The sequence below is a fragment of the Paenibacillus sp. FSL R5-0908 genome, from assembly GCF_038006245.1.
GTDB lineage: Bacteria > Bacillota > Bacilli > Paenibacillales > Paenibacillaceae > Paenibacillus_AQ > Paenibacillus_AQ odorifer.
The window spans coordinates 51,351-65,403 of record NZ_JBBOUV010000001.1 but is presented as its reverse complement, the minus strand read 5'-3'; the positions used below and the strand labels follow the sequence as shown (position 1 = coordinate 65,403).

At 46.4% G+C, this 14,053-nt stretch carries 15 protein-coding genes; 1 reads left to right on the top strand and 14 read right to left on the bottom strand.

From position 1 onward, the window contains the following. Positions 1–76: 76 nt before the first annotated feature. The 13 genes from MKZ09_RS00310 to pth all read right to left on the bottom strand — a co-directional run bounded on the left by MKZ09_RS00310 (position 77) and on the right by pth (position 12,631). On the bottom strand, positions 77–577 hold the full coding sequence (locus MKZ09_RS00310; protein ID WP_036678766.1) for a S1 domain-containing RNA-binding protein: 501 nt from the start codon (positions 575–577) through the stop codon (positions 77–79). A 124-nt stretch (positions 578–701) separates the two neighbouring features. Beyond that, on the bottom strand, positions 702–1,037 hold the full coding sequence (locus MKZ09_RS00305) for an FtsB family cell division protein (RefSeq protein WP_076130075.1): 336 nt from the start codon (positions 1,035–1,037) through the stop codon (positions 702–704). A 24-nt stretch (positions 1,038–1,061) separates the two neighbouring features. Continuing rightward, a complete protein-coding gene (yabQ, locus tag MKZ09_RS00300; protein WP_076138489.1) occupies positions 1,062–1,625 on the bottom strand; it encodes a spore cortex biosynthesis protein YabQ in 564 nt (187 codons plus the stop codon). Further along, complete coding sequence (yabP, locus tag MKZ09_RS00295) at positions 1,622–1,906, bottom strand: sporulation protein YabP (protein WP_036678773.1); 285 nt, start codon at positions 1,904–1,906, stop codon at positions 1,622–1,624. Before yabP ends, yabQ begins: the two co-directional genes overlap by 4 nt. A gap of 158 nt (positions 1,907–2,064) precedes the next feature. After that, a complete protein-coding gene (locus MKZ09_RS00290; RefSeq protein ID WP_076130073.1) occupies positions 2,065–2,343 on the bottom strand; it encodes an RNA-binding S4 domain-containing protein in 279 nt (92 codons plus the stop codon). After that, entirely contained in the window at positions 2,343–2,615 is a 273-nt protein-coding gene (locus MKZ09_RS00285; RefSeq protein ID WP_036678778.1) for an HU family DNA-binding protein, read from the bottom strand. Before MKZ09_RS00285 ends, MKZ09_RS00290 begins: the two co-directional genes overlap by 1 nt. 286 nt (positions 2,616–2,901) lie before the next feature. Next, a complete protein-coding gene (gene mazG / locus MKZ09_RS00280) occupies positions 2,902–4,404 on the bottom strand; it encodes a nucleoside triphosphate pyrophosphohydrolase (RefSeq protein WP_076208071.1) in 1,503 nt (500 codons plus the stop codon). Between the two features lie 27 nt (positions 4,405–4,431). After that, a complete protein-coding gene (locus MKZ09_RS00275; protein ID WP_076208069.1) occupies positions 4,432–6,114 on the bottom strand; it encodes a putative polysaccharide biosynthesis protein in 1,683 nt (560 codons plus the stop codon). A 148-nt stretch (positions 6,115–6,262) separates the two neighbouring features. Next, entirely contained in the window at positions 6,263–6,805 is a 543-nt protein-coding gene (gene spoVT / locus MKZ09_RS00270; protein ID WP_036678783.1) for a stage V sporulation protein T, read from the bottom strand. A gap of 255 nt (positions 6,806–7,060) precedes the next feature. Beyond that, positions 7,061–8,113, bottom strand: coding sequence for a peptidylprolyl isomerase (locus MKZ09_RS00265; RefSeq protein ID WP_076138492.1), 1,053 nt, complete (start codon positions 8,111–8,113; stop codon positions 7,061–7,063). Beyond that, positions 8,100–11,624: a transcription-repair coupling factor gene (mfd, locus tag MKZ09_RS00260; protein ID WP_076208085.1), complete on the bottom strand. Its 3,525-nt coding sequence runs from the start codon at positions 11,622–11,624 to the stop codon at positions 8,100–8,102. Before mfd ends, MKZ09_RS00265 begins: the two co-directional genes overlap by 14 nt. A gap of 131 nt (positions 11,625–11,755) precedes the next feature. Then, on the bottom strand, positions 11,756–11,986 hold the full coding sequence (locus MKZ09_RS00255) for an anti-sigma-F factor Fin family protein (protein ID WP_076138494.1): 231 nt from the start codon (positions 11,984–11,986) through the stop codon (positions 11,756–11,758). Positions 11,987–12,070: 84 nt separating this feature from the next. Continuing rightward, a complete protein-coding gene (pth, locus tag MKZ09_RS00250) occupies positions 12,071–12,631 on the bottom strand; it encodes an aminoacyl-tRNA hydrolase (protein ID WP_076138504.1) in 561 nt (186 codons plus the stop codon). A 125-nt stretch (positions 12,632–12,756) separates the two neighbouring features. Between pth and MKZ09_RS00245 the strand changes: the two genes are divergently transcribed. Next, positions 12,757–12,957, top strand: a complete 201-nt coding sequence (locus MKZ09_RS00245; protein ID WP_036678792.1) for a hypothetical protein — start codon at positions 12,757–12,759, stop codon at positions 12,955–12,957. An 88-nt stretch (positions 12,958–13,045) separates the two neighbouring features. Here MKZ09_RS00245 and MKZ09_RS00240 read toward each other — a convergent pair whose 3' ends face one another. Next, a complete protein-coding gene (locus MKZ09_RS00240; protein WP_036678796.1) occupies positions 13,046–13,999 on the bottom strand; it encodes a ribose-phosphate diphosphokinase in 954 nt (317 codons plus the stop codon). Positions 14,000–14,053 lie beyond the last annotated feature (54 nt).

Below are 14,053 nucleotides of genomic sequence, written 5' to 3'. Positions count from 1 at the left end.
CAAGTTTATATGACACGACAAAAAAACCGCAAGGGCGAGATGCCCTTGCGGTTATTTATGATGTACAGGTATTGGATTATACGCGTTTGGCTCCACGGCCTCCGCGCTTTCCTTCTGTGTTCTTCTTAATCGAAGATATCCGTTCTTCGCTGTCTTTCAGGAATCGCGACATTTTATCCTCGAATGAAGGTTTACCGGCTGCAGGCTTAAATGGACGCCCACCCCGTTCACGATTGAATCCACCGCCGCCTCCACCACTGCCGCCACCGCCGCCGAAACGGTCTCCGCCGCTAGGACGTTCTGGTCTTGGAGCTCTAGGCGGACGTACTTCCGATGCTGGCTTGTCAACAGCCTGCTTAATGGAAAGTCCGATCTTGCCGTCCTTATCGACGTTGATCACCTTGACGGTTACTACATCACTAATCTTCAGATGATCGTTAACATCCTTGACGTAATTATCGGCGATTTCCGAGATGTGAACGAGACCTGTGACACCTCCTGACAGATCCACAAATGCTCCGAAATGCGTGATGCCTGTCACTTTGCCTTCTAACTTGGTGCCCACTTCAATTGCCATAGAATAAAATGATCCTCCCTTAAAAATATACAGACGAATATTAAGGTCATCCTGTCTGCGGTGATTTGATTATACAGTAAAGAGCAAAGCAAGGCAACAGAGTAAAAGCCTCTTTTAGCCGGTATTATTGCTCTGATTGCTCTGTTCGAATAGGAGTTTCCCCTTGAGGATAGATATTGTACCATTTACGCGCTAATTGGCCAATATACTCATCATCATTAAGTCTGGACACTTCATATTTCAGTTGATTCAAAGATGCCGTGACGCTCTCACTAGTCTTTTGTTTCTTGGCGAGTTGCTCGCCCTTGTCCGTAATTGCCGCACTTTGATTGAAGTAAGTATAACCCGCCCAGCCAAAAAATACTGCCACAAAGAGAATCCACATGACTCTTCTTCTCTTCGCGCCTGCGGCCGAATTTTTGCTAGGATTACTTTTCTCTTCCGCAGTGAATCTGTTCATGCAGCGTACCCCCTAATTCAAAGGTCAGCGTTTCCGCCATTTGGTAATCCATCCAGAAATCTTCACGATCCAGGCGCTATGCTTAAGCCGAGATAACCATGGAGAAATCCACCTTACTGGTAATACCCAAATTGGCTTCGTTAGACGCAGCAGAAGCTTAAGGATGAATAATAGAATACGACCTAGCAGCACTAGCACCCCTATAATAAGGCGCCAAAGCCAGCGAAGAGGTTTACCTATTAGAATCTCCACAAGTCTCCATAGCAATCTGCACATATACTGAACCGATTGAATTAACATTAACACAAAACGCCGCACCGTAACACTGAAGATCAAAAAATAGATCCATATTCCTAGAAATAAACCTAAAAAGACATAAAATCGCAATTGCCCCTGATTTCCGGCATAGAGCATTCTAAAAACAAACAAGGCAGCACAAAGCCAATACAGCAGGTCAAGCATGGCATTCAGCCATTTGGGAAAATTGAACTTGAGCGACAGCACCCGGTAGCTGTCATAGGCCAGTCCCATTGTCACCCCGGCCAATATCATGTAGAACAGCGTCAGCCACTGAACTGCAGGATTCATTTAAATAGCTTACCGAGTAGACCTTTATTTTTGCCCTGCGATCCGGGATCTAGATAAATCAGGGAATGTACATTGCCCTCCAAGGACAACAGTCCATTCTCCAGACTTAAATTTTTGATATGTAAATGATTCCCGCGAATGGTGAGATGGCCGAGTTCTGTACGAAGCAAAAATTCCTCGCTATCAAAGCTCTCCACATTTTGCACGCCCGTCAACTCTAGCTGTTTACGACTGCGCATGTGCAGATCATGCTGTTTATTTACCTTTCCTGGCTCGATCATAGCATGTACCCCTCCTTCTTACCTCTAATCTATGGCAGTAGAAGAAGTTATAGAACATTCCAATCCACTAAAATAAGAGAGATAAAAAAGAAAAAAGAAGGCACAACTCTACAATATGTAAAGTTGTGCCTTCTTTTTTACTATTAACTATGTTACTCCTACCAGTCCAACCCGGTGCTTTTGGCCACAGGCTCTTCCCGAAGTAGAGTATACATACCAGCGGCTTCGTCCTTGCGTGTCGTTTCGACTAGCTTTTCGACTTTGACCGTTACAAGCTTTTGTCCAAATTGCACAGTAATCTCGTCGCCGATCTTAACTGCACTACTTGGTTTAGATTCCCGCCCGTTAATCAGCACCCGGCCTTGTTCGGACACATCCTTGGCCACTGTACGGCGCTTGATTAATCGGGACACTTTCAGGAATTTGTCAAGACGCATTAGTTAACGGCTTCTTTAAGCTTGTTACCAGCTTTGAATGCCGGTACAGTTGATTCTGGAATTTCAATCGTTGTGCCCGTTTGCGGGTTGCGACCAGTACGTCCTGCACGTTTACGAGTTTCGAATGTACCGAAACCGATCAGTTGAACTTTATCGCCTTTTGCCAAAGCTTCTGTGATCTCACCCAAGAATCCGTTCAATACTGCTTCTACATCTTTTTTTGCCAATCCGTTTTTCTCGGAAATGTTGTTTACCAAATCTGTCTTGTTCATAATTTAAAGTTCCTCCTAGGATACGAAAAAATAAATGAAACGAGATTCACCGCCATATTATGGGGCAAGCCGTCATTTCGTCTTTATGATATTCTTGATGTCATCTTAAAATCCTGCCACGAATCGTCGTTTTTTAAAAAAAGAAACAGTTATTTCTCAGAAATCGTCGCAGAATCTATTCTATAGCACTATTAAACTACTCGCCATAATCTAAATCAGAGATGAATGCTACTTTCACAGCATTGCCTCATCTTAAGGTCCGTATACCGTACATAGTCTGAGAAAATTACTTTACTTTTCGTTCCTCAGTCTTTGCCTCCTGCCACAACTCTTCCATCTCTTCCAAGCTGCTATCTTCTACACTCATACCCTTGGCTCGCAGACTTTGCTCGATATACTGAAACCGACGCACAAATTTGCGGTTGGTCCGGGTTAAAGCTTCTTCCGGATCTGCGCCAATAAATCGGGCAACATTGGTAACAGCAAATAATAGATCGCCCAGCTCCAGGATTTGATCCTCGGCGGCTGCATCAGTATCGATGGCTTCTTGCAGCTCTTCTATTTCTTCACGAACCTTAGCTAAGCAATCCGTAGCGTTGTCCCAATCAAAGCCTACCTTGGATGCTTTTTTCTGAAGCTTGTACGCCTTCATAAGAGCAGGCAAATCACGCGGAACCCCACTGAGGACGGATAATTCCTCTGGCTTCACGCCTTTACGCCGCTTCTCCTCTGCCTTCATGCCCTCCCAATTGATCAGAGCTTCTTCAGCGTCATTCGCATTCTTGTCACCAAATACATGGGGATGGCGGAAGATAAGCTTATCATTCAGTCCTTCTATGACGTCAAATACGTTAAACGTGCCCAGTTCCTCTTCCATTTGGGAGTGCAGCATGATCTGCAGCAAAAGATCGCCCAGCTCCTCTTTCATATGGTCTGGGTCATCCTCATCAATCGTCTCAAGCACTTCGTAGGTTTCTTCGATTAGATTTTTACGCAAAGATTCATGAGTCTGCTCCCGATCCCACGGACAGCCGTCCGGACTGCGCAAAATATCGACAATCTCATGCAAACGAGCGAAAGTACGATTTCTTAGCTTCTCCTCACGATTGGCAGGTACATAGACCAGAGACAAATTTCCATAACCCTCAAGCCGGTCCAATTCGTACAGAGGAACAGTCACAATGCTTTCTTCGTTCTCCACGCCAAGGGCATGACCCACCACCACTTCATATTCGGGTGGATACAGCTCCATCAGACATAACTTTGTCTCCGAAGCTGTAAAGCTGTCATAAACCTGGCCAATCAGAGTATGCAATTCAGGCTGAAGCTGAGCGCTGCGAATGCCTGAAGCATCTAATAACTGGAAGCCTTCAATAGGGTCGAACCCCAGTCGCACAAACGCCTCATCCAGAAAACTCTCCCCGCCTAATATTTGCAGTTCTATTCCTTCTTCCGGGCAACGCTGACGCAGCTGTGAAACAGCTGACTCTGCAACCATGGGGTGCCCCGGAACCGCATAGACAATATCTGTGCCGTCTGCGGAGGAGCGAGCCTCTTCAATCAATTTTGAAGTAATTGCAGCATAGACCTCAGGAAACGAAGCTAATGTTTCATACAGTCCATCAAAGGATTGCGTAGCGATTTCAAGCTCGGTGAGAGCAGCCATAACTGGATGCTCTTGGGTACGAACGTAGACAACGGATGCTGCCTTCAGTTTTTTTATAATTCCTAGTGTCAGCCGATCGGGATTACCTGACCCGAGACCAACAACTGTTAATGTTGCACTCATATCTGTTCCTCCTTTTAAGCGAGTTAATTATGGAAATAAACGCAGCTTCTTGAACTTGTCCGCCAGAGACGGGCCGATGCCCGGAAGCTGGCGAAGCTCGCTTTCGCTGAGCAGCCGCAGCACCACCGCGCCTACGGCAAACACAACGCAGCCTGCGAGTACCCCGAGCAGGCTCTGCGCCAAGCTGGCGGTGCGTCCGCCGCCGATGCCAGCGGCCGTAGCCGCGGCGCCAGTGCCCCAGCTGGCAGCTGCGGCGGCAAGAGCCAGGCCCGCTGTGAGCAGCGCGGGCCGTGCCAGGGCATCTGCGAGGCGAAGCCGCAGATGGCCCTGGCGGTACAGCAGCAGCACGTTAAGCGCTGCTGCGAACGAATGCGCGGCCACGCCAGCAACGGCCGCGCCGGTAATGCCCTGCTGCGGAACCAGCAGCAGGTTCAGGGCCGCCTTGAGCAGCGCGGCGGCCAAAAGGTGCAGGGCCGGGGCGCGCACGTAGCCGAGGCCCTGCAGGAGCGCAGCAGAGATGATGCTGACTGTACCGCCAACAGCGGTAAAAGCCAGCCAAGTCATTGTGCTGCTGCCAGCGGTATCGCCGTAAAGAGCCATATTAATCGGCTCAGCAAGCACTGCAAGGCCCGCTGAGGCCGCTAGACCTAACAGCCAGAACCAACGCAGCGACAAGCTGCAGCGGGTCTCAATCAGCTTCATATCTCCCTTGTACTTCGCTTCCGCCAAAGCTGGAATGAACACAACAGATAGTGAGGTGGCAATCATCGTTATAATCTGCACAAGTGGCAAACCCCGATTGTACACACCAAACTGGGCCATCGCAGCTACTTCACTTCCGTCAGACGACAGCAGTCGAGGCACAGTGAATACATCTACAAGACCGATAAGAGGCATAGCCAGTGCACCTAACATTACGGGAATTCCATAAGCCAGCAGTGTACCTGCTTTAATGCCCATAAACCCTTGCTTGGAACCTAGTCCATGTCCTGCATCCAGCGCTCTTACACGCTGACTTTCGACAGCAGCAGCTACTTCAGCAGCAGCTTCCTGTTTTACCCTCCGGCGGTGACATCTCAAGTACAGCAGCATAATTACAAGCCCTGCGGCTCCCCCTCCGGCAGAACCAAGCAGCGCGCCTGCAGCGATGCTCTCAGCTCCTGCTCCCTGCGAAGTGAGATATAAAAGAAGAACAATCATCACTGTAACCCGTACAGACTGCTCTACAATCTGTGACACGGCAGTAGGAACCATATTATGCAGCCCCTGAAAATACCCGCGTATGGCCGACATGACAGGGACAACAGCCAACCCCCAGGCGCTTGTCCGCAAGGCAGGCATTACATGTGAGTTACCTACCCATTCGGCAATGAGGGGTGCACCTACATAGGTGATGGCGCCGATAATCAAGCCGCTGATGCCTGTAATTAACGCGGATAATAGTAGAATCCGGCGGCCTTCTTCATCGCGTCTCCCAGCCGAAGCTTCGGCGACAAATTTGGAGATCGCCGCAGGCAGACCTAGCATAGCTACTGTTAACAGCATCGTATACAAGGGATACACTGTGTTGTATATACCAAATACAGCATCTCCGCCTAGATTTTGCAGCGGAATTTTTTGAAGTGTACCAATAAGCTTTGAGATAATGGCCGCGGCACTAAGGATAAATGCGCCTTGCAGCAATCGTGATGTTTGTGTATTAGATTTCATATAATACCTGCTTCTACAACTTTGATGGGATGAATTTCTATATTATAACGTATGTACGCCCACAAGTAGAAACGGTTTTGTGTAAACGACAAAACCCCGTTTGCCCTTTGTATATCTTACCAAAAGGAAAGCGGGGTCTAAATTAAGATTACTGCTCCATTTGTTTGCCCAGGAAAGCGGCAGCCGTTTCGGCCATTTTTATTTCCATTTGCGCCATCTTCGCCGAATCATCCTTGCTCACCATCACTACACAACCAATAGGATCTCCACCGGAAATGATCGGTGAGGCTACATATGAGGACACCAAATCCGGATGATCTTTAGCGATTTCATAACTGCCTTCATTGGTTTCTAACACAGTCTTACGGCTGTCCATGACTTTCTCCAGCAGCACTCCCACCTGTTTCTCCAAATAATCTTTTTTGGAGCCGCCTGCAAGGGCAATGAAGGTGTCACGATCAGCAATCATCGTGATGTGCCCAGTACCTTCGAACAATGACTCTGCGTACTCTTTTGCAAAGTCACCCAACTCACCAATCGGAGAATATTTCTTGAGGATGACTTCACCGTCCCGATCGACGAATATTTCCAATGGGTCTCCTTCTCTAATACGAAGAGTACGTCTAATTTCTTTGGGAATAACCACGCGTCCGAGGTCATCAATACGGCGAACAATTCCAGTAGCTTTCATTTCACATGTGCCCCGCTTTCTTAAGAAGTATGGTCTTACTACTGTCCATTATGGGAAAGGATAATCCCAGTGATTTATCGTAATATCTGACCATAGTATTCATCTCTTCCCAGATCCTTATACATAAGCTGACATGTATTAATATCTGCATCAAGATAAAGGTAGTTCTACAACCGTTTCTGCGAAATAAAAAGCCATCTTCACATTAAGTGAAGATGGCTTTTCTAAGGTAAGCTTGTCCATATTTACCGATGTTTATTCAGCTGCATCTGTAGCACTTGGAGAAGCACTTGGGGATGCGCTTGGAGCTGTAGTGGCTTCTGTTCCGCTATTTGTTCCGGTTTCATCTGCGGCAGCAGAGCTTTTTGGCAGATTGATGTTCTCAATAATGCCTTCCAGATCCTTTTCCATGAACGTTTCGAGGTTCTTGGATACGATTGAGCTCTTAATGCCTTCTTTTTGCTCATCCGTTAACTGGTCAAAAGTCTTGTCTGTACGGGACTCCACCTTGATGATGTGGTAACCGTAAGAAGTTTCTACAGGATCACTGACGGTATTTAGAGGCAAGGTCTGAGCAGCCTTCTTAAACTCCTCCACATATGTGCCTACAGCTTTATCTTTATATTCTCCGCCTGCCTCTTTAGAGCCAGTATCGTCAGAATATTCCTTAGCGATGGCTGCGAAATCAGCCCCGCCATCCAGCTTCGCCTTAACTTCTTTCGCTATTTTAAGCGCTTCTTCGCTGGTACGCTCTTTGTTGTCTGCATCTGTCAGACCAATTAGCACATGACGCAGTGTGGCAACCGTAAAGTCGCCTTTGGTCGCTTCGAATTCTTTGACAACTTGATCATCAGTCACTTTAAGCAGCATATCCTGATAAACTGTCAGCACACGCTCCATATAAGTACGGATATCTTTCTCAGTGACGTCAGCGTCTTTCAGTGTCTTCTTATAGGTATCGCCCAATTGTTCCTTAATGCTTGCAATTTGAGTATCGGCTTCTTTCTCCGCTTGCTTTTTCGCTTCATCCGTTGCTTGGGAAGCCAAATATTCAAAGCCCACTTCTTGCTTCAGAATGGACTCCTTAAACGCATCAATCTCTAAATATTGCGCTTGTTGCGGAGATAGAAATTTCATGATTTTTTGATCCATTGCGAATTCCTTTTGTGTAATCGTTCCACCTTTATAAGTGGCTACGGCTTGATTATCATCAGCACTATTTCCACATGCTGCTAGCATAGAAAAGGAAACTGCCGCTGCCAATGAAACGAGCAGCACTTTCCATGATTTTGTTTTATTTAACGACATTGTGTAGTTCTCCCTTCGATTTAAAAGACTGTTTAGCTTCCTTAAGAAACTGTTCAAGCAAGTCAAGCAGCTGTTTATCACTTAAATCTTTCGATTTGACCCGGATACTGGCTTTCGCATCCCTATCAAATTGTACACGTCTTTCGAAGCTATTTCCAACTTTGGCGAGTTTCGCTGTGTCTAAAGCGCCGAGACTTCCCTCATAGAAATTCAAGGTAACATCATCTCCGCGTCTAATCATGGAATCAATGCCATACATTTTTCCATACACTTTCAGACGAGCGACCGATAGTAGATTTACCACGGCTTCAGGTAACTCACCGAACCGATCCAAGAGCTCATCTTCAAGCTCGGAAGCATCATCGAAGGAGGTTACTGCCGCCACTTTTTTATAAATTTCAATTTTCTGGATACTGTCGTAAATATACTCTGACGGCAGATACGCGTCAATCGACAAATCAATGACTGTATTGCCTTCTTTAAGGGACGTATCTTCCTCCCCGAGCACAGTAACCTTACGCTTACGTATTTCCTCCGCTAACATTTGTGAGTACAGATCAAATCCCACGGATGCGATAAAGCCATGCTGCTCTGCACCCAGCAAGTTACCAGCCCCGCGAATAGACAGATCTCGCATCGCTATTTTGAAACCAGAGCCCAGCTCCGTAAATTCCTTAATAGACTGCAGACGTTTCTCTGCAACCTCTGTCAGAACCTTGTCCCGTTGATACGTGAAATAAGCGTAAGCGATCCGATTGGACCGGCCTACACGTCCACGCAGCTGATAGAGCTGAGACAAGCCCATTTTATCCGCATCATGCACAATAAGTGTATTAACGTTCGGAATATCTACGCCCGTCTCAATAATACTTGTGCTGACGAGCACATCGTATTCTCCGTCAAGGAAATCGAGAATGGTCTTCTCCAGCTCAGATTCCGACATTTGACCATGTCCGATGCCAACTCTAGCCTCAGGAACAAGCATAGAGATTTGAGCGGCCATTTCTTGAATGCCCTGCACACGATTATAGAGATAATAGACTTGACCTCCGCGAGCTAATTCCCGCTCTACAGCTTCCCGTGTAAGAGTCTGGCTATGCTCTACCACATACGTCTGCACAGGGAATCTGTTCTCTGGTGGGGTCTCAATGACAGACAGATCCCGCACTCCGAGCATCGACATATGTAGCGTACGAGGTATTGGAGTTGCAGTCAGTGTAAGAACGTCTACATTTGTTTTCAGCTTTTTCAGCTTTTCTTTATGAGTCACGCCGAAACGCTGTTCTTCATCCACAATTAATAACCCCAGATCCTTGAATACAAGGTCCTGAGATAACAGACGATGTGTACCGATAACTACGTCGACAGTTCCTGCCCTAACGCCTTTAATTGTCTCGTTCTGCTCTTTACGGCTGCGAAAACGACTTAAGACCTGAATATTAAGCGGGTAATTAGCGAAACGTTCCCGGAAGGTCTCATAATGCTGCTGAGCCAAAATTGTTGTCGGGACTAGCACCGCCACCTGTTTACCTTCAATCGCTGATTTAAAAGCCGCCCGAATAGCCACTTCAGTCTTACCATACCCAACATCACCGCAAAGCAATCGGTCCATTGGCCGGTTTTGTTCCATATCCTTCTTAATCTCTTCGATAGCCCGAAGCTGATCTCGGGTCTCCTCGTAAGGGAACATTTCTTCAAATTCATGCTGTTCCTGTGTGTCCTTTTCAAAGCCATACCCTGCGGCACTTTGGCGCTCAGCATATAGTTTTATCAAATCATCAGCAATATTCTGAACGGAGGAACGAACCTTATTGGTCACTCGTGTCCATTCATTGCCGCCTAGCTTATATACTTTCGGCTCTTTATCTTCGGAACCGACATATTTCTGAATTAGATCAATCTGCTCAATCGGAACTGAGAGCTTATCGCCGCCAGCATACAAAATATGCATGTAGTCACGATGAATACCGCTGACCTCAAGCGTGCCAATTCCCATATATTTGCCGATACCATGGTTCTGATGGACGACATAATCACCGATTTTCAGCTCTGTGTAACTCTTGATCCGTTCTGCATTATCTATTCCTTTGGAGATCTTCCGTGCCTTCCGCTGCTTCTGAGAGAACATTTCTCCCTCCGTTATAACAGCTAGATGAATTGAGGGCAGCTCAAAACCAGAACCCAGATTTCCTTGTATAATCATCGGCTCGTTAATGCCGTAATCATAAAGAACTCTGCGCACTCGTTCAATCCGTTCCTCACTGCTCGCAAGCATCATTACCTTAACACCGGACTTCTGCCAACGCTCCATTTCCGATTTCAGCACATTCATCTGTCCATGGAAATCCTGCATTCCACGACTGATAAATCCAAGAATGTTCTGAGGCTGAATATGCGGAACCTGACGTAAAAAGATTGACATAAACAGACTTTGGAACGGGCGCTGATACATAACAACATCCGTATCCACAGAGAGATCTAGATTCGGCAATGATTTGCCGTTTTGCAGCAAATGCAGGTTCCATTCCGATTCATCCCGTTCAAGCTGTCTCGCCGTTTCGAGCAGTCTTGTAGGCTCATCTAGAATAAGAATGGTATCCTGGGCCATGTAATCAAATAAATGAGAGCGTTCAGGATATAAAAGACTGATATATTTATAGATCTCCGGGAAATAAGTACCTTCCCGCAGCATTTCCAGCTCACGGCCAATTTCTTCCCGCAGCCTGAGCTTCGCCTGGCGATCCGCCATCTTCTCCAACTGTCGCTCCATCATAGCTGAGGCTTCAGCAGAAGCAGATTCCTGGCGCAATCTACTAGCTATAATCTCTTTAGCCGGTGTAATCTTCACACTACGTACCTTATCAATAGAACGCTGATCCACTGGATCAAAAGTTCTTATGGAATCAACCTCATCGTCAAATAACTCAACCCGATAAGCCAAAGGAGATGTCATTGGATAAAAATCAATTATTCCACCCCGTACGCTTAGTTCACCACGATTTTCAACCCGCTCTACTCTTTCATAGCCCATTTCAATCATGGACATCAAAAATTCATCCAGAGCAAGCGTTCCATCTTGGGAAACGGTGACTTGAGCCTCTGCCATAACCTCTGGGGCTGGCAGCAATCTACGTACTCCTGAGTAAGGAACTACAACAATACCACGGAAGCCCTGAGCACATTTGGTCAGCACATCTATACGCTGAGCCAGTGTCTCTGGGCTTGATACAGCCGCTTCTGCAGCCACTAGTTCATTGGCAGGATAGAGCAGAACCCGGTCAGGAGAAAGCGCTTCCTGCAAATCATCGGCCATCTTCTGGGCCGAAAACATATTATGAGTCACTACAAGTAAGGGACGAGTTGTCTCTTCATGTAATGCTGCAAGCATAATCTGTCTAGCAGAACCTGTAAGCCCCGAAATGAGCTGCTCTTTCATACCTGCAGCAACACCATGGGTGATAGACTGGAAATCGGGATCCTTGGAAAAAGCTTCTATAAGACCTTGTAACAACAGGCGCACCTCTCTTACTAAACAGGCTAACGGTGGCATAGCCACCGTCACCTATTATGATTGGAATCGAAAAGAAGCCTCAGCTGTAACGCCAAGGCTTGCGGATGACGATAGAGACAGGCGCTTCCACCTTACTGAAGCGGACTTGTCAGCAGGCTAAGCTCCGGATTGTTCTCTAAAGCCTCCTTGCAATAGTCGCAAGTAACCTTTACCGTGATTTCACCTTCTGAATTATACGCTATTATATCTCTGCGCTCCGCAGGGGTCAAGGAATGAAGGCCCAACTGCATTTCTGTAACATCAGTTCTATTAATACTGCCTAGAGATGTCTTACAGTGCCTACAAACATAGTTTATTGCCATCTATATGCCTCCTGAAGGTACTATATACCTTCAGTATGTCCGGGCAGCTTCATCTTTAGCCTTAAAAACGACAGGGTTTACAGATTAACCATTGAACTTAGCCATCGTCTGCTCGAATGAATGCTGTAAGCTGTATTCCAGTGCATCACAAGTATTAAGGATCATTTGCTTAAGTGGATCGCTTTCCTTCTTAGGAAAAGTAGAAAGTACATAATCGACAATAGCAAAACCTGGCTCAGGACGAGAAATACCCATTCGTACCCGATTGAAATTCTGTGTTCCTACATGCTGTATGATGGATTTAATTCCATTATGTCCACCAGCACTTCCTTGATAGCGCAAGCGGATTTTTCCGATTTCTGTATCCAAATCATCATAAACGACGATCATATCTTCAAGTTGAACTTTGTAATAATCCATATAAGCGCGAACGGCTTCACCGGACAAGTTCATAAAGGTCATGGGCTTAATCAATACGGTTTTGACGCCACCAATGATCCCTTCACCGATGACGGATTTACATTTGCTCTGGTTGAAGGCAATTCCGTTCTGGGCAGCAAGCTCATCCAAAGCCATAAAACCAACATTATGCCTTGTTTTCGCATACTGTGTTCCGGGATTTCCCAATCCGACAATCCATTTCATTATCGAACCTTTCCTTTCCATCCGGGCTCTCCGGCAAGAGGACTCCGTTTTTGGTACAATAGATCTAATCTACATATCTCTGTGCAACCAGAGCGAAATTATACTCCGAAGACAGGTGATAACCTATGCCGCACAAAGGCGAATTATTGACACATCAACGCCATTTTCAGTACCACATCCAATATGCTGTGCCCGTGGAAATATACAAGGGCGACGTGCATATTGATATCGGTGTATTAACAGCGGTAGACGAAGCTTTCGTGGAGCTACAAGGGACACTCTATAACCGCAGTTTATTCACCTTTGTCTCCCGCCCCGGATACTAAATCGAGTAGTTCTACCTGTAGCACGCCGATAAGGGTTACATCTCCGAGAACGGAGGTGTAACCCTTTTGTACTATTCATTCGTTATATTTATTCAATCTCGAACAATTTACTAATCGACAACTCTTCATGAACGCGGATAATTGCCTCACCCATAAGTGGAGCCACGGACAACACCTTGAGCTTAGAGGTTGGATTCGCGCTGCGAATTGGAATGGTATCCGTCACGATAATTTCTTTGATTGGAGAGTTCTCCAGACGCTCGTGTGCAGGACCAGACAATACTGGATGTGTACAGCATGCGTATACTTCCTTCACGCCGCCTTCCATCAAAGCATTAGCACCAAGTACGATAGTTCCAGCGGTATCGATGATATCATCGATCAGGATGGCTGTTTTGCCTTCGATATTACCGATGATGTTCATAACTTCGCTGACATTAGGTTCTGGACGACGCTTGTCTATAATAGCCAGTGGAGCGTTCAGGAAATCAGCGAGCTTTCTTGCACGTACTACACCGCCATGGTCCGGCGATACGACAACTGGGTTCTCAATTTGCTTGGAACGGAAATACTGAGCCAGAATCGGTACACCAAGCAAGTGATCCACTGGAATATCGAAGAATCCTTGAATCTGCATGGCATGAAGATCCATCGTGATTACACGGTGAGCGCCAGCCTTTTCAATTAGATTCGCTACCAGCTTAGCGGTAATGGGGTCACGGGAACGGGCTTTACGATCTTGACGGGCATATCCGTAGTAAGGGATAACCACGTTGATGCTTTTTGCGGAGGCACGTTTAAGCGCATCTACCATAACCAAAAGCTCCATCAGGTTATCATTTACAGGGCCACAAGTGGATTGAACAATATAAACATGGCATCCCCGAACGCTTTCTGACAGCTTGACCTGAATTTCTCCATCGCTGAAACTTGTGGTGTGTGATTCACCCATCGGAATTCCGATGTAATCAGCAATTTGACTAGCTAGCTTAGGATTGGAGTTACAGGTGAAAATCTTTAACTTGGAATCACAATAAGTCATAAAATATAAACCCTCCGTGACGGAATTTAGCTTTCCAAAGGCGCCGGCGCGGAA